This is a genomic window from Mycobacterium sp. Root265, assembly GCF_001428895.1.
Classification (GTDB): Bacteria; Actinomycetota; Actinomycetes; order Mycobacteriales; family Mycobacteriaceae; genus Mycobacterium.
In genome coordinates, this window is the sequence record NZ_LMJA01000009.1 from 54,717 (window position 1) to 69,689 (window position 14,973).

Annotated in this window: 16 protein-coding genes and 1 pseudogene; 16 read left to right on the forward strand and 1 reads right to left on the reverse strand. The window is 66.0% G+C overall.

What is annotated here, in order from left to right; translation table 11 throughout:
* The first annotated feature begins 69 nt into the window (after positions 1 to 69).
* On the forward strand, positions 70 to 1,665 hold the full coding sequence (locus tag ASE48_RS10445) for a carboxylesterase/lipase family protein (RefSeq protein ID WP_057167014.1): 1,596 nt from the start codon (positions 70 to 72) through the stop codon (positions 1,663 to 1,665).
* An 8-nt stretch (positions 1,666 to 1,673) separates the two neighbouring features.
* On the opposite strand, the gene ASE48_RS10450 is transcribed toward ASE48_RS10445, so the two are convergent.
* Entirely contained in the window at positions 1,674 to 2,147 is a 474-nt protein-coding gene (locus ASE48_RS10450) for a hotdog fold domain-containing protein (RefSeq protein WP_057167015.1), read from the reverse strand.
* Between the two features lie 393 nt (positions 2,148 to 2,540).
* Here ASE48_RS10450 and rpsJ point away from each other — a divergent pair, with 393 nt between their 5' ends.
* The 15 genes and pseudogenes from rpsJ to ASE48_RS10525 all read left to right on the forward strand — a co-directional run bounded on the left by rpsJ (position 2,541) and on the right by ASE48_RS10525 (position 14,970).
* Positions 2,541 to 2,846 carry a 30S ribosomal protein S10 gene (gene rpsJ, locus ASE48_RS10455; RefSeq protein WP_003883485.1) on the forward strand — a complete coding sequence of 102 codons (306 nt, stop codon included), beginning with the start codon at positions 2,541 to 2,543 and terminating at the stop codon, positions 2,844 to 2,846.
* 14 nt (positions 2,847 to 2,860) lie between these two features.
* Positions 2,861 to 3,514 (forward strand): 50S ribosomal protein L3, encoded by a 654-nt coding sequence (rplC, locus tag ASE48_RS10460; protein WP_057167016.1) that lies wholly within the window; start codon positions 2,861 to 2,863, stop codon positions 3,512 to 3,514.
* Positions 3,514 to 4,170: a 50S ribosomal protein L4 gene (rplD, locus tag ASE48_RS10465; protein ID WP_057167017.1), complete on the forward strand. Its 657-nt coding sequence runs from the start codon at positions 3,514 to 3,516 to the stop codon at positions 4,168 to 4,170. Before rplC ends, rplD begins: the two co-directional genes overlap by 1 nt.
* Entirely contained in the window at positions 4,170 to 4,472 is a 303-nt protein-coding gene (rplW, locus tag ASE48_RS10470) for a 50S ribosomal protein L23 (RefSeq protein WP_057167018.1), read from the forward strand. The genes rplD and rplW overlap by 1 nt, the downstream gene beginning before the upstream one ends.
* A gap of 30 nt (positions 4,473 to 4,502) precedes the next feature.
* Positions 4,503 to 5,342 carry a 50S ribosomal protein L2 gene (gene rplB, locus ASE48_RS10475; protein WP_057167019.1) on the forward strand — a complete coding sequence of 280 codons (840 nt, stop codon included), beginning with the start codon at positions 4,503 to 4,505 and terminating at the stop codon, positions 5,340 to 5,342.
* Between the two features lie 11 nt (positions 5,343 to 5,353).
* The gene (rpsS, locus tag ASE48_RS10480) at positions 5,354 to 5,635 is read left to right on the forward strand and encodes a 30S ribosomal protein S19 (RefSeq protein ID WP_057167020.1); all 282 of its coding nucleotides are present in this window, start codon (positions 5,354 to 5,356) and stop codon (positions 5,633 to 5,635) included.
* Positions 5,635 to 6,105, forward strand: a pseudogene (gene rplV / locus ASE48_RS10485) (50S ribosomal protein L22); the annotation flags it as partial. The gene rpsS and the pseudogene rplV, both read left to right, overlap by 1 nt.
* Before the next feature lie 5 nt (positions 6,106 to 6,110).
* Positions 6,111 to 6,941, forward strand: a complete 831-nt coding sequence (gene rpsC, locus ASE48_RS10490) for a 30S ribosomal protein S3 (RefSeq protein WP_057167022.1) — start codon at positions 6,111 to 6,113, stop codon at positions 6,939 to 6,941.
* Between the two features lie 2 nt (positions 6,942 to 6,943).
* Positions 6,944 to 7,360, forward strand: a complete 417-nt coding sequence (gene rplP, locus ASE48_RS10495) for a 50S ribosomal protein L16 (RefSeq protein WP_057167023.1) — start codon at positions 6,944 to 6,946, stop codon at positions 7,358 to 7,360.
* Entirely contained in the window at positions 7,360 to 7,593 is a 234-nt protein-coding gene (gene rpmC, locus ASE48_RS10500; RefSeq protein ID WP_057167024.1) for a 50S ribosomal protein L29, read from the forward strand. The genes rplP and rpmC overlap by 1 nt, the downstream gene beginning before the upstream one ends.
* Before the next feature lie 2 nt (positions 7,594 to 7,595).
* Positions 7,596 to 7,892: a 30S ribosomal protein S17 gene (gene rpsQ / locus ASE48_RS10505; RefSeq protein WP_057167025.1), complete on the forward strand. Its 297-nt coding sequence runs from the start codon at positions 7,596 to 7,598 to the stop codon at positions 7,890 to 7,892.
* Positions 7,893 to 8,253: 361 nt separating this feature from the next.
* Positions 8,254 to 9,762, forward strand: a complete 1,509-nt coding sequence (locus tag ASE48_RS10510) for a hypothetical protein (protein ID WP_057167139.1) — start codon at positions 8,254 to 8,256, stop codon at positions 9,760 to 9,762.
* Positions 9,763 to 9,902: 140 nt separating this feature from the next.
* Positions 9,903 to 11,759 (forward strand): cellulose biosynthesis cyclic di-GMP-binding regulatory protein BcsB, encoded by a 1,857-nt coding sequence (locus ASE48_RS10515; protein WP_235571003.1) that lies wholly within the window; start codon positions 9,903 to 9,905, stop codon positions 11,757 to 11,759.
* Positions 11,756 to 13,288, forward strand: a complete 1,533-nt coding sequence (locus tag ASE48_RS10520; protein ID WP_082614104.1) for a glycosyltransferase family 2 protein — start codon at positions 11,756 to 11,758, stop codon at positions 13,286 to 13,288. The genes ASE48_RS10515 and ASE48_RS10520 overlap by 4 nt, the downstream gene beginning before the upstream one ends.
* Positions 13,285 to 14,970: an ArnT family glycosyltransferase gene (locus ASE48_RS10525; protein ID WP_057167026.1), complete on the forward strand. Its 1,686-nt coding sequence runs from the start codon at positions 13,285 to 13,287 to the stop codon at positions 14,968 to 14,970. The genes ASE48_RS10520 and ASE48_RS10525 overlap by 4 nt, the downstream gene beginning before the upstream one ends.
* Positions 14,971 to 14,973: the final 3 nt, after the last annotated feature.

Here is a 14,973-nt window from a genome sequence, read left to right on the forward strand (position 1 = left end):
TTGCAGTCTAAGGGGGCGTCTCAGCCCGCACGCGCGGAATGCGGGAATCGTCGTCAGTAGGCTCGGGCGGTGCCTTCCACGTCCCGACTCGTCCGCTGTGCGTTGGCATTACTGGCCACCGGCACGCTCACGCTCGGCTGCGCAGGCAACACCGCCGATGCGCCGGCGTCCCTACCTCCCGACCCGTCAGTGGTCAAGACGACCGCGGGGCTGGTGCAGGGGGTGGCCACCCTCGACAAACGACATTTCGCGGGGATCCCGTACGCGGCGCCGCCGGTCGGGCCGCTGCGCTGGCAGCCGCCGCAGCCGGTGGCGCCCTGGCCCGGCGTGCGCGATGCGACCAAGGTCGGCCCGCGCTGCCTGCAGGACGAGGGCAGCGATCTGGAGATGGGCAGGCAGACCGACGAGGACTGCCTCACCCTGAATGTCTGGACCCCGCCGCCGGCGGAAGAGCCACGGCCGGTGATGGTTTGGATCCACGGGGGCGCGTTCATCAACGGAAATGGCGGGATGTACGACTCCCGCTGGCTCGTCGACCGCGGCGACATCGTCGTCGTCACGCTGAACTACCGGCTCGGTGCACTCGGATTCCTGGCCCATCCGGCGCTCGGCCCGGACGGTGCCGTCGGCAATTACGGATTGCAGGACCAGCAGGCGGCACTGCGCTGGGTGCACGACAACATCGCGGCGTTCGGCGGCGACCCGGACAAGGTGACCATCGCCGGCGAGTCGGCCGGCGGGATGTCGGTGTGCGATCACATGGTGGCGCCCGAGTCCAAGGGGCTGTTCCGGGCCGCGATCATCCAGAGCGGACCGTGTCAGGCCCAGTTGGCGCTACCGCAAGCTGAGCGCATCAGCGAGGACTACGCGCGCGATCTGGGCTGCGGCGATCCGGCGGGCGCGGCGGCCTGCCTGCGCGCGTTGCCGGATCACAAACTGCGAAAACCGGTGTGGTACGACCGGATCGGTGAGGACACGCTCAGCGGGCCGGTATACGGGACCGCTGTCCTGCCCGAAGATCCGATGGCCGCCTTCCGCGAGGGCCGGGCGGCCGATGTGCCCGTGCTGATCGGCAGCAACCATGACGAGTTCACCTTGTTCGTCGCACTGCAGTATCTGCGCGGCAGCAGACAGTACGGGCCGGGCGAGTATCCCGGTCTGCTCGCCAACACCTTCGGGCCCGAGGCGGCGGAGGTCGGTGCGCGCTACCCGCTGGACCGATACGGCGGCAGCACGGCGCTGGCCTACTCGGCGGCAGTCACCGACGGTGTGTTCGCGTGTGTCGCAGACCGGATGGCCGACGAACTGTCCGGCGCCAACCAGGTCTACGCCTACGAGTTCAACGATCCGAATCCGCCGGCGCCGGAACCCATGCGCACGTTGCCCTTCCCGGTGGGTGCCAGTCATTCGCTGGAACTGCGGTATCTGTTCGACGTCGGCGGCGCACCGCCGCTGAACCCGGCTCAGCAGGAGCTGTCGAACCAGATGATCGACTACTGGGCAGAGTTCGTCAGGACCGGGGTGCCCGCGGCGGACGGGGCACCGGAGTGGCCGGCGGTCAGCGGCGACGGGCCCTGGATGTCACTGCGGCCGGACGGCCCGCGGGTCGTCACGAACTTCGACGAGGGCCACCAGTGCGACTTCTGGGCCGGCCGCACGCGCTGAGCGCGAGCTCAGCCGGCGGGTGTCACCCAGGTGGTGATGTCGGCGTGCACGACCTCCGCGCCGTTGCGGTCGGTGATGCTCACCGGCACCACCAACTCGGCACCTTCGGTGATGGCAGCGAAATCGGGCGGAGTGAACTCGGCCCGGGCCCGCAGCGAGGTGGTGGCCTTGGCCAGGTACTGCACCGTCATCCCCTTCGGGATCCAGCGGTGGGTGCCGGGCACGGTGGCTTCCATGGCCATTCCCATCGCGACCTCGGCGGCGTTGCACGAGGCGATCGCATGCACGGTGTGCAGGTGGTTGTAGATGTAGAACCACTTCGGGACCAGCACCTCGGCGCTGCCCGGCCCCATGTGCACCACGTGGGGGAGCACCGAGGCGAAGTAAGGGACCCGGACCATCGCGGCCACCGAGAACAAGCGGCTGCCCAGTGGTTTGTCCGACAGCTGTTGCCAGGCGCGATAGGTCGGACTGTCCGTCATCCGGTCTATCTTACTCTGGAGTAAGATAGATGTCCCGGCCGGGCCGCTGCCGAGGCTCCAAGCTGCTCAAATGGGGATTTGGAGGACGCCGGGATCTGAGGCATACTGTTCGGGTTGCCTTCTGCCGGGTCCGCCTGGCTGAGAGCAACCGACCCGCGTCCTACACGGACGCACCCGGTCCCCACCTCGATTGCGACAGATTATCTACGCAAAAGAGTGTGCGTAAGGGCGACACACCCGAGCGCGGGGGTCGGTGAACCAGAGACAGGTAAACAGCGGCGGCATAGCCAGCGTGCTGTCGTGCGGGGAACACCCCGTTCGACAGAGCGCACGAAGACCAGAGGTATTTCTGCGCCCGAAGCGCGGAAGCCCTTAATAGTGAGGTAGGAAAGCGTGGCGGGACAGAAGATCCGCATCAGGCTGAAGGCCTACGACCACGAGGCGATTGACGCCTCGGCGCGCAAGATCGTCGAGACGGTCACCCGTACGGGAGCAAGCGTGGTCGGCCCGGTGCCGCTGCCGACCGAGAAGAACGTGTACTGCGTCATCCGGTCCCCCCATAAGTACAAGGACTCGCGGGAGCATTTCGAGATGCGTACCCACAAGCGCCTTATCGACATCCTCGACCCGACGCCGAAGACCGTTGACGCCTTGATGCGCATCGATCTGCCGGCCAGCGTCGACGTCAACATCCAGTAGGAGAACCCAGAAAAATGGCTAGAAAAGGCATTTTGGGCACCAAGCTGGGCATGACGCAGGTGTTCGACGAGAACAACAAGGTCGTCCCGGTCACGGTCGTCAAGGCCGGCCCGAACGTCGTGACGCGCATCCGCACCCCGGAGCGCGACGGCTACAGCGCAGTGCAGTTGGCGTACGGCGAGATCAGCCCGCGCAAGGTGAACAAGCCGGTTGCCGGTCAGTTCGCCGCCGCCGGTGTGAACCCGCGCCGTCACCTCGCCGAGCTCCGGCTCGAAAACGAGGCCGCCACTGCCGATTACGAGGTCGGCCAGGAGCTGACCGCCGAGATCTTCGCCGACGGCGCGTACGTCGACGTGACCGGCACCAGCAAGGGCAAGGGCTTCGCCGGCACCATGAAGCGCCACGGTTTCTCGGGTCAGGGTGCCTCGCACGGCGCCCAGGCCGTGCACCGCCGCCCCGGCTCGATCGGTGGCTGTGCCACCCCGGGCCGCGTCTTCAAGGGCACCCGCATGTCGGGCCGCATGGGTAGTGACCGCGTCACCACCCAGAACCTGAAGGTGCACAAGGTCGATGCCGAGAACGGTGTGCTGCTGATCAAGGGCGCCGTCCCCGGGCGCAACGGTGGACTCGTCGTGGTCCGCACCGCGATCAAACGAGGTGAGAAGTAATGACTCTCAAGATTGACGTCCACACCCCGGACGGCAAGAAGGACGGCTCCGTCGAGCTGCCTGCCGCACTGTTCGATGTTGAGCCCAACATCGCGCTGCTGCATCAGGTCGTGACCGCGCAGCTGGCCGCCAAGCGTCAGGGCACGCACTCGGCGAAGACTCGTGCCGAGGTGTCCGGCGGTGGCAAGAAGCCGTACCGCCAGAAGGGCACCGGCCGCGCCCGCCAGGGTTCGACCCGCGCACCGCAGTTCACCGGTGGTGGCGTGGTGCACGGTCCGAAGCCGCGTGACTACAGCCAGCGCACCCCCAAGAAGATGATCGCCGCCGCCACCCGCGGGGCGCTCTCGGACCGGGCGCGCAACGAGCGCATCCATGCGATCACCGAACTGATCAGCGGGCAGGCCCCGTCGACCAAGGCGGCCAAGGCTTTCCTGGAGAGCCTGACCACCAACAAGAAGGTTCTGATCGTCATCGGTCGCAGCGACGTGGTCGGCGCCAAGAGCGTCCGTAACCTGCCGAACGTCCACGTGATCTCGGCAGACCAGCTCAACGCGTACGACGTGTTGCATGCCGATGACGTGATCTTCAGCGTCGAAGCGCTGGATGCCTACATCGGCGCGAACAGCACGGCCCAGAAAGAAGGAGCGTCGGTCTGATGGCAACGATTACTGACCCCCGCGACATCATCCTGGCCCCGGTCATCTCGGAGAAGTCGTACTCGCTGATCGAGGACAACGTGTACACGTTCGTCGTGCACCCGGACTCGAACAAGACGCAGATCAAGATCGCGATCGAGAAGATCTTCTCCGTCAAGGTCGATTCGGTGAACACGTTGAACCGCAACGGCAAGCGCAAGCGGACCCGCAGTGGCTACGGACAGCGCAAGAGCACCAAGCGCGCGATCGTGACCCTGGCCGCGGGCAGCAAGCCGATTGACTTGTTCGGAGCGCCGGCCTAACGGCGGGCAGAGAGACTCAGGAACCAAGAAATGGCAATTCGCAAGTACAAGCCGACGACCCCCGGTCGTCGCGGTGCCAGCGTCTCCGATTTCGCCGAGATCACCCGCTCGACGCCGGAGAAGTCGCTGGTTCGCCCGCTGCACAGCACGGGCGGCCGCAACGCGCACGGTCGTATCACGACACGGCACAAGGGCGGTGGCCACAAGCGCGCCTACCGTTTGATCGATTTCCGTCGCCACGACAAGGACGGCGTCGACGCCAAGGTCGCTCACATCGAGTACGACCCGAACCGCACCGCGAACATCGCACTGCTGCATTACCTGGACGGCGAGAAGCGCTACATCATCGCGCCCCAGGGTCTGAAGCAGGGCACCATCGTGGAGTCCGGCGCCAACGCCGACATCAAGCCGGGTAACAACCTGCCGCTGCGCAACATCCCGGCCGGTACCGTCATCCACGCTGTGGAGATGCGTCCCGGCGGTGGCGCGAAGCTGGCCCGTTCGGCCGGTGTGAGCGTCCAGTTGCTCGGTAAGGAAGGCGCCTACGCCACGCTGCGTATGCCCTCCGGTGAAATCCGTCGCGTCGATGTGCGCTGCCGCGCCACCGTCGGCGAGGTCGGCAACGCCGAGCAGGCCAACATCAACTGGGGTAAAGCCGGCCGTATGCGGTGGAAGGGCAAGCGCCCCACCGTCCGTGGTGTCGTGATGAACCCGGTCGACCACCCGCACGGCGGTGGTGAGGGTAAGACCTCCGGTGGCCGCCACCCGGTGAGCCCGTGGGGCAAGCCCGAGGGCCGTACCCGCAAGCCGAACAAGGCGAGCGACAAGCTCATCGTCCGTCGCCGGCGCACCGGCAAGAATAAGCGCTAGGGAGTAAAGCGATGCCACGCAGCCTGAAGAAGGGCCCGTTCGTCGACGACCACCTCTTGAAGAAGGTCGACGTCCAGAACGAGAAGAACACGAAGCAGGTCATCAAGACCTGGTCGCGTCGTTCGACCATCATTCCTGACTTCATCGGTCACACCTTCGCCGTCCATGACGGTCGCAAGCACGTGCCGGTGTTCGTCTCCGAGGCGATGGTCGGGCACAAGCTCGGCGAGTTCGCCCCCACCCGCACGTTCAAGGGTCACATCAAGGATGACCGGAAAGCGAAGCGCCGGTAATGACTACTGCAATTGAGTATCCGTCCGCGACGGCGGTTGCCCGCTTCGTGCCGTTCTCGCCGACCAAGGCGCGCCGGGTCATCGACCTGGTCCGCGGCAAGTCGGTCGCCGAGGCGCTCGACATCCTCCGGTGGGCACCGCAGGACGCCAGCACCACGGTTGCCAAGGTGATCGCCAGTGCGGCCGCCAACGCGCAGAACAACAACGGACTGGACCCGTCGACCCTCGTGGTCGCGACCATCCACGCCGACGGTGGCCCGACCGCCAAGCGCATCCGGCCGCGCGCCCAGGGGCGTGCGTTCCGTATCCGCAAGCGCACCAGCCACATCACCGTGATCGTCGAGAGCCGTCCGCCCAAGAAGAGCGGACAGCAGGGCGCCTCGGCGAGTGCGGCACGCGCACGTCGTGCGCAGGGCAGTAAAGCAGCTTCGACCAAAACCAAGGCTTCCGCAGAAGCGAAGGAGGGCTCGGAGTAGTGGGCCAGAAGATCAATCCGCACGGCTTCCGGCTCGGTATCACCACCGACTGGAAGTCCCGGTGGTATGCCGACAAGCAGTACGCGGACTACGTGAAGGAAGACGTCGCGATCCGCCGTCTGCTGGCCACCGGCCTGGAGCGGGCCGGTATCGCCGATGTGGAGATCGAGCGGACCCGTGACCGGGTCCGCGTGGACATCCACACCGCGCGTCCCGGCATCGTCATCGGGCGCCGCGGCACCGAGGCCGACCGCATCCGGACCGACCTGGAGAAGCTGACCAAGAAGCAGGTTCAGCTCAACATCCTCGAGGTGAAGAACCCCGAGTCTGTTGCGCAGTTGGTCGCCCAGGGCGTCGCCGAGCAGCTGTCCAACCGGGTGGCGTTCCGTCGCGCGATGCGCAAGGCCATCCAGTCGGCCATGCGCCAGCCCAACGTCAAGGGGATCCGGGTGCAGTGCTCGGGCCGCCTCGGCGGTGCTGAGATGAGCCGCTCGGAGTTCTACCGCGAAGGTCGAGTCCCGCTGCACACGCTGCGTGCCGACATCGACTACGGCCTCTACGAGGCCAAGACCACCTTCGGCCGTATCGGCGTGAAGGTCTGGATCTACAAGGGCGACATCGTCGGTGGTAAGCGTGAGCTGACCGCCGCCGCGCCGGCCGCCGACCGTCCGCGTCGTGACCGTCCGTCGGGCACCCGTCCGCGCCGCAGTGGCGCGTCGGGTACCACCGCGACGAGCACCGAGGCCGGCCGTGCCGCCACCGGAGAAGAGTCGGCCGCACCGACCGCTGACGCGGCTGTCGAGGCGCCCGCCGAGAGCACGGAGAGCTAGTCATGTTGATTCCCCGCAGGGTGAAGCACCGCAAGCAGCACCACCCGAGGCAGCGTGGTACCGCCAGTGGCGGCACCTCGGTGAGCTTCGGCGATTACGGCATCCAGGCACTGGAGCACGCCTACATCACCAACCGGCAGATCGAGTCTGCTCGTATCGCCATCAACCGGCACATCAAGCGTGGCGGCAAGGTGTGGATCAACATCTTCCCGGACCGCCCGCTGACCAAGAAGCCCGCCGAGACCCGCATGGGTTCCGGTAAGGGTTCGCCCGAGTGGTGGGTGGCCAACGTCAAGCCCGGCCGCGTGCTGTTCGAGCTCAGCTACCCGGATGAGAAGATCGCCCGCGATGCTCTCACCCGCGCAATCCACAAGTTGCCGATCAAGGCACGCATCGTGACACGAGAGGAGCAGTTCTGATGGCAGTGGGAGTTACGCCTGGCGAACTGCGTGAGCTCACCGAAGAAGAGCTCACCACTCGCCTGCGCGAATCGAAGGAAGAGCTGTTCAACCTGCGCTTCCAGATGGCCACCGGTCAGCTGACCAACAACCGGCGCCTCCGTGTGGTGCGCCACGAGATTGCACGGGTGTACACCGTGCTGCGTGAACGTGAACTGGGTCTGGCCTCCGGACCCGTTGGTGAGGATTCGTAACAATGGCAGACACTAAAGGCCCCAACCACACGCCGACCACTGAGAAAGTGCGCGGTCGTCGCAAGACGGCCATCGGCTACGTGGTGAGCGACAAGATGCAGAAGACGATCGTGGTCGAGCTGGAGTCCCGTAAGAGCCACCCGCTCTACGGCAAGATCATCCGGACCACCACGAAGGTCAAGGCGCACGACGAGAACGGCGATGCCGGTATCGGCGACCGCGTCTCGCTGATGGAGACCCGTCCGACCTCGGCGACCAAGCGCTGGCGTCTGGTCGAGATCCTCGAGAAGGCGAAGTAGAGCACTCCTTCGGGACAGCTTCCCAAACCCCCGGTACCGCTTGCGCGGGCCGGGGGTTTGTGCGTGTCAAGATCAATTGGCCGTTTCGGGCGTGTCGGCTCGGATAATTAGCCAGCTTGCAACTGCGGGGAACATCTATGGCTACGTCGGGGATCTCGCACCTGCATATGCGTTTGCTGAAACGTCTGTGCCATGACAATTCTTTGCCGGTTCAAGTATTCGGTGTTTGCCCGCGTATCTGGTGACCTACCATCGCGCACATGGCGCGGGGGATTGTGGTGCGAGATCGGCTCATTCGTGAATGCTGCCGAGATCGTCATCCGTCGGCGCACGTGTCACCGTCACCGTCCGGGTGATCTCGATGGCCACTACGACCACCGACGAGCAGCCGCCGCGCACACCGGTCCTCGATCGGTACTACGGCGTCCACCCGCTGTACCGGCTGGGCCTGCGCTGGTTGCTGATCATCGTGCTGACCGCGATCGCCTTCGGCGAATCGTTCGTGAGCCTGGCGATCACCACCCGCGAAGGCGGGGTCGGCGGGTACGTGTGGACGGTGCCATTGGTGGCGACCCTGGTCGCCATCGGCGTGGCGCGGCGCAACCGTACCGAGCTACCCATCCACGACCGGCAGACCGACATCATCGTCGGCGGTATGGGTTTGGGCATGGCGGTGCTGATCATGGCCGCCCTGCTGGAGCGCTACGCGCTGTATTTCCATCTACTACGCCTGGACCTCCTCGCGGCGTGGCTGTTCGTGGCCAGCTGCTGCGTGGTGCTCTTCGGTCTACGCCCGGTGATCCGCTTCGCCTGGGTGTGGGCGATGTTCTTGCTGGCCTTTTCGCTGCCGTATTACTTCGCGGTGATCCTGCTCGGCGGCGGAAAGTTCGCTGCGGGCTCGGCAGCTCTGCTGATCGCCGCCATCGGCACCGGCACGGCAACGGGCCGCACCTTCCGGCGCGGACTTGTCGGATCACTGGGCGCCTGGGCGGTCGGATTCGCCGTCCTGACCGCGATCTCGCAGTTCATCCCGGATGCGCCGATGGTGGTCTACCAACAGGTGCCCGCGGTGACGGCCATCAGTGTCGTCGGTCTGGTCATGTACCTCCAGGCTCGTCGGGGGGCGCCCAAGCGGCTACTGGACCGCAAGGTGGAACCACTTGCTTCCAAACAGGTCTGGGCGGGTGTACCGCTCGTGGTGGTGGCCGCGGTGGCGTTGTCGCTATGCAGCCTGCCCACACAGACCAGTACCGCCACGGTCAGCAGGCCCAGCCCGGACCGGTTGGTACAAGGACGCCCGCTGGACGTGCCGATCGGCTGGACCGTCACCGAGCAGCGTGAGTATCCCCAGGTGCATCGCCTCTACGGCGACGGCGCGGTACTGGTCCGCCAGTACATGCTGGCCGACTCGGGCAATGCGCGCTGGGACAAGCTGTCCCGGCCGCGCACGATCGTGGTCGACAGCATCGTCACCAGGCGGCCGTTCTCCCTCGGCACCTATCCCGCACGCGTCGTGTACGGCCTGACCAGCGCCCGCATCAGCCCGGCACGCCAGATCGACCTCGACATGGGGGTCCAGGGCCGCCTGACGTCGGTGGTCGACGACAGCCTGCTGGTGACCTGGAACTCGGTGCAGTTCGCTTGGGGCGATGATGAACTCGCGCAGCGGGTGACGATCTTTGCGGTCGACAACCATGATCCCGACGCCCCCTTCCCGACGCCGTCGACCAGCGTGGTCTCCAATATCCGAACGCTCATCACGTTGTTGTTCCGTGGCAATGCAGTGCTCGACGAACGGACACCGGTGTTCAAGGACGAGGACCTGCTGCGGACGTTCAGCAGAGCACTGGTGGCGGCCCAGTTCCGATGAAACACGACAGGAAGACGATTTCAGTGGATGTAGCTCTGGCGAACGTATGGCCGCACAGGTCTTCGCGGTGGACCACTCGGATACTGCCGCTGGCGGCCGCCGTGTTGGTCGCCGGCGGGACGGCGCTGCCCGGAGTCGCCGTGGCAGAGCCCGAAGGCGATATGTCGCTGGCCAATTCGCCCACCCTGGGCCTGCGCACCATCGGACTCGACTCCACCATCTCGCTGTACGGGATCGAAGGCGTGCAGACCTTGTCGGTCCCGGTGCAACCCGGCCTGACACCCGCAGAACTCGTCGCCACCGTGGCACCGCCGGTCAATTCGCTGGGTGGCACGCTGGAGGTCAGTCAGGACGAGCGCATCATCTCGCGGGTCCCGTTGCCGCCGGAACAGGCGCCGATCACCATTCCGCTTGCCGGGGCGCGCATCGTGGACAACGCCGTCACGGTGCAGTTGCGCAGCTATCTGAATCTGCCGCAGGGGTACTGCGTCTTCGACGCCACCAACCCGCTTCGGCTGGTGGGGACCGAAGTCCGCTACTCCGGCCAGGAACTCGCGCCGGCCACCGTCGCGGACTTCCTGCCGCCGGTGCTACAACGGCTGACCCTGGCTGTTCCCTCGAATCCGTCCCGGGCCGAATCCGATGCTGCCGTGAGGCTCGCGACGGCCACGGTCGCACGGTATGGCCCGCAACAGACCGAGATCGACGTCATCTCGACCGACGGCGCGTTGCGCCCGCCGGCGCCGCTGGAACGTCAGATCATGATCCGGGAAGGTGAGGCGCCTGGCGTCAGCCTGCAGGGACCCAATGCCGTACCTGCCCTTCTGATCACGGGTTCGGCCGCAGACCTGGACAACCAGGCGCGGCTGCTGTCCAGTGACCTCTCCCAACTGGCAGTGCAGTCCACTGCAGTGGCCGGGCCGTTGTCGACCGTGCCGCAACTGCCCAGCGACCGCACCACCATCCGCAAGCTCGGTCAGCCCGGCGTCAACGCCACCGATCTGGTCAATCCGCGGGTGACCGTCCCGCTCGACCAGACTCGGATCGGCAGGTCGGTGAAGGATGTGCGGGTCCATCTGCAGGGGTCCTACACGCCGCTGCCCGAAGGCCTCGCCGGGCAGGTGACCGTCGGAGTGGGCGGCGAGATGCTGGACCGATGGGCGACCGAGCCCAGCGGTCAGATCGACCGCTGGATCGATGTGCCGGAACGGCTGCTGGAGCGCTACACCAACCTGGACATCGCGGTCGACGCGGCGGGTAACACCGGTCAGTGCGGCGAGTTCCAGCCGATCACGTTGACCATCGACGGCGAGTCGGCGGTGGAGACCGCGCTCGCGAGCCCGCCATCCCCGGCAGGATTCCAGTCTCTTCCGCAGGCCCTGATGCCGCGCGTGGAGATCGGTGTCGACGACGGATTGGACAACCTGCGCCGCGCGGTGCGCATCGTCACCGGCCTGCAACGGTTGAGCAGTCTTCCGTTCGACACGGCGGTCGTGTCCCGCGACGATGCCATCGCCTCGAGCAACCCGGCGATCGTGGTCAGCCCGGACGGCTGGAACGACGACAGGATCGCGCTGCCGGTGACGGTCGATGCCGACGGGGTCATCACCGTCGAGAACGTGGACGGCAGCGGCAATTCCAGCACATTGGCGCTGGATCCGGCTGTCGGGTTCGGGTCCTTGCAGACCCTGTACTCCGGTGGCCGGACGGTGCTCGTCGCGACCTCCAGTGCTGCGCCCGCAGAACTCGACCGGCTACTCACCTGGCTGGACTCCGATATCGGCCGGTGGTCGGGGCTCACCGGCAACGCCGCGGTGTCGATGCCGGGACGCGAACCCATCCAGTTGACAACGCCGGCCGCCGCCGAGGAGGTCGCCGCCGCCACAGCGGACCGAAAGCCGTTGTACATCGCCATCGGCGTGGGCGCGCTCGCTCTGGTGGTGCTGGGTGCGGCATTCGTCGTGCTGCGCGGCAGGCGGTCCCGGGGCACGCCATGACCGCGACCGATGACGTGAAACGGCTGGGCCCGCAGACTGCGAGCACACGGCAGATCTTCGACGCCGACACCGTCACGCCCGAGCAGCAGGCATGGGTGCTGGACCGGGCGATCAACGGGCTGCGCGACGATGATCCCCGGCAGTCCGCGTCCAAGCCGTTACTGGGCTGGCAGAAGCCGGTGCTGCTCAGCCTGCTGGCCGTTGTCATCGCGGTGGCGGTCTGGCGGCCGATGCAGACCGCTGTCGGTCTCATCGGATTCTGCACGCTGGCATACCTTCTGACGCTCGGCGACCGGGTGCTCATCTTCCGGCGCGGGCTGGCATCGCGGCCCATCGTCATTCCCGACGATGTCGCCAGATCGATCGCAGACGAAGACCTGCCGTCCTACACGATCCTGGTGCCCGCCTACAACGAGCCCGAAGTGGTGGCCGACCTGATCGGTGCCATGGATTCGTTGGAGTACCCGAAGGACAAGCTGCAGGTGTTGTTGCTGTTGGAGGCCGACGACCAGGTCACCATCGACGCGGCGGAGGCGTGTGGGGATTCCGAGGTCATCACCATCCTGTTGGTGCCGCCGGCCGAGCCCCGCACCAAGCCCAAGGCGTGTAACTACGGCCTGTACTTCGCCACCGGCGATATCGTCACCATTTTCGACGCCGAGGATCTTCCGGAGCCCCTGCAACTGCGCCGGGTGGTGGCCGCGTTCCGGGACCTACCTGATGACGTCGCGTGTGTGCAGGCAAAACTGGTCTACCACAACGGGCACCAGAATCTGCTGACGGCGTGGTTCACCGCGGAGTACGGACTCTGGTTCGGCTTCCTGCTCCCCGGCATGATGGTCAGCACCTCACCGATCCCGTTGGGCGGCACGTCGAATCATCTGCGCCGCGACATGCTGCAGGGCATCGGCGCCTGGGACCCGTTCAATGTCACCGAGGACGCCGATCTCGGATTACGCATCGCCGCAAACGGATACCACACCGCGGTCATCGATTCCTACACGCTGGAAGAGGCCAACAGCGACCCCATCAACTGGATCCGTCAGCGGTCCCGTTGGTACAAGGGCTATCTGCAGACCTGGTTGGTGCACATCCGGCGACCGCTCAAGCTCTATCGCACCCTTGGCCTGCGCAGCTTCATCCGCTTCACCCTGGTGCTCGCGGGAACCCCGATCATCGCGGTGCTCAACCTGTTGTTCTGGTTCATCACCCTGCTCTGGTTCCTCGGCCAGCCCGCCGTCGTCGGGGAGGTCTTTCCGGACCTCATCTACTTCCCGGCGCTGGTCGCCATGATTCTCGGCAACTTCACCGTCGTGTACATGAACATGATCGCGCTGCGCGAGGACGACAGGTCCGATCTTTTGGTGGCCGCGCTGACGGTGCCGTTGTTCTGGCTGATGATGAGTATCGCCGCCGCCAAGGGCTGTTATCAGATGATCCGGCAGCCGTCGTTCTGGGAGAAGACCTATCACGGCCTCGCCGAGAAGCCCGACGAGACCACCGTGCACCAGCCCGCCGGTCAGCAATGACCGCGACACTCGGCGGGTCGGACCGCCGGCTGAAGTTCACCATCTTCTTCATCTGCCTGGCGGTGTACGTCGGTGTCGGATACTGGCTGCAGATCCAGAACGGATTCGTCATGGGCGACACCCTGTCCCGGGTGGCCTCCACGCGGGCGGTGTTGTTCAGCCGGGACCCGCATCTGGCCGCTCTGGGTTTCATCTTCACGCCGGTCGCGGCCATGGTGCAGATTCCCGCGGTGTGGCTCAGCCCGGTGTTTCCGGACATCGCCGGGCGTGCCTTCTCCGGATCGATGATGTCGGGACTGTTCATGGCCGGCGCGGCGGTCCAGATCTTCAGCATGGGCGCCGATCGCGGTCTGCCGCGCGCATATTCGTTGACGATCACCGCATTGTTCGCGCTCAATCCGATGATCGTCTTCTACGGCTCCAACGGCATGAGCGAGGCGCCGTTCATCTTCTTCATGACCTGGGCGGTACGCAGGCTGATCATGTGGATGGTCGACGACGACGTGCACCACCTGGTCACCGCCGGTGGGGTGGCGATGGGCCTGGCCTACCTGACCCGTTATGACGCGCTGGCCACCGTCGGGGCCGCCGGACTGATCGTGGGCATCACCACCTATCTCCGGGCGAAATCGCCCCCGCGACTTCATCGCGCCGCGATGGACATGTTGATCGTGAGCGGACCGGGGGTGATCGCCTTTGTGGGCTGGGCGGCCGCGGGCTGGCTCATCACCGGTGAGGCATTCGCGCAGTTCACCTCCCAATACGGAAACGCCGCGATCCTGGACCAATCCGGACTCACCGCACCGAACTTCACCGAGGGAGTGGTCTTCGCGGCCCTCTGCGTCATGTTGCTCGCACCGACCCTGATCCCGCTGGCGCTGTGGGTCCTCATGCAGCGGTGGGGCAGGCCGAACTGGCAGACGATCGTGGTCCCACTGGGGATGTTCGGCGCCGTGCTGGGTTTCCAGGCGTTCAGTTACGCACAGGGGTCCACGTTTCCATTCCTGCGGTTTTTCATCATCGCGATCCCGATGGCGGCGACGTTGGCGTTGCTCGGCGTGCCGGACGGAGTCATGGCCCGGTCCAAGCGTCCCGGTAAGCACGCCCCGGTGGTTCCCGACCACGTCCCACAGAAGCGTTCGGCGGGAACGTATGTCGCGGTGGCGGCGACGCTTGCGGTCGGGATCCCGGTGACGGTGGTGGGCATGTCTGCGCCCGACTACGCCCCGCAGGAGTACGCGCTGGCGGCGGTCCTGGCTGCCGACCCGGACGACGTGAGCGAACGGGCGGCCACCGAACAGCGCATCGCGCGGACATTCGGCACCGAGCGCAGGATCGCCGAGTACCTCGAAACGCTGAATCTCCCCGACAGTTCCGTGATCACCGACACCGTGTACGGCTTCGGGATCATCGCCGCATCGCCGCGGCCAAGGACCTTCGTGATTCCGTCCGATCCCGATTTCACCGAGTTGCTCAACGATCCGAGCGACAACGGCGTCCGGTATCTGCTGTCGGTGCCCCCGGTAGGTCGCGGCACCTCCGATGCCCTCAACCTGCGGTACCCGACCCTTTACGAGACCGGCGCCGAGGTGGCCACCCTGGAACTCGAGATCCCCAACGACGGTGACGGTCAACCGGATTGGCGCCTGTATCGGGTCAACCAGCCCGCCGAGTCCGGGTAGCCC

Excerpts from the sequence above, each read along its gene's own strand:
- rplB (WP_057167019.1), top strand. The coding sequence starts at position 4,503 with ATGGCAATTCGCAAGTACAAGCCGACGACCCCCGGTCGTCGCGGTGCC.
- rpsS (WP_057167020.1), top strand. The coding sequence starts at position 5,354 with ATGCCACGCAGCCTGAAGAAGGGCCCGTTCGTCGACGACCACCTCTTG.
- rplC (WP_057167016.1), top strand. The coding sequence starts at position 2,861 with ATGGCTAGAAAAGGCATTTTGGGCACCAAGCTGGGCATGACGCAGGTG.
- rpmC (WP_057167024.1), top strand. The coding sequence starts at position 7,360 with ATGGCAGTGGGAGTTACGCCTGGCGAACTGCGTGAGCTCACCGAAGAA.
- rpsQ (WP_057167025.1), top strand. The coding sequence starts at position 7,596 with ATGGCAGACACTAAAGGCCCCAACCACACGCCGACCACTGAGAAAGTG.
- rplP (WP_057167023.1), top strand. The coding sequence starts at position 6,944 with ATGTTGATTCCCCGCAGGGTGAAGCACCGCAAGCAGCACCACCCGAGG.
- ASE48_RS10525 (WP_057167026.1), top strand. The coding sequence starts at position 13,285 with ATGACCGCGACACTCGGCGGGTCGGACCGCCGGCTGAAGTTCACCATC.
- ASE48_RS10520 (WP_082614104.1), top strand. The coding sequence starts at position 11,756 with ATGACCGCGACCGATGACGTGAAACGGCTGGGCCCGCAGACTGCGAGC.
- rplW (WP_057167018.1), top strand. The coding sequence starts at position 4,170 with ATGGCAACGATTACTGACCCCCGCGACATCATCCTGGCCCCGGTCATC.
- ASE48_RS10510 (WP_057167139.1), top strand. The coding sequence starts at position 8,254 with ATGGCCACTACGACCACCGACGAGCAGCCGCCGCGCACACCGGTCCTC.
- rplD (WP_057167017.1), top strand. The coding sequence starts at position 3,514 with ATGACTCTCAAGATTGACGTCCACACCCCGGACGGCAAGAAGGACGGC.
- ASE48_RS10450 (WP_057167015.1), bottom strand. The coding sequence starts at position 2,147 with ATGACGGACAGTCCGACCTATCGCGCCTGGCAACAGCTGTCGGACAAA.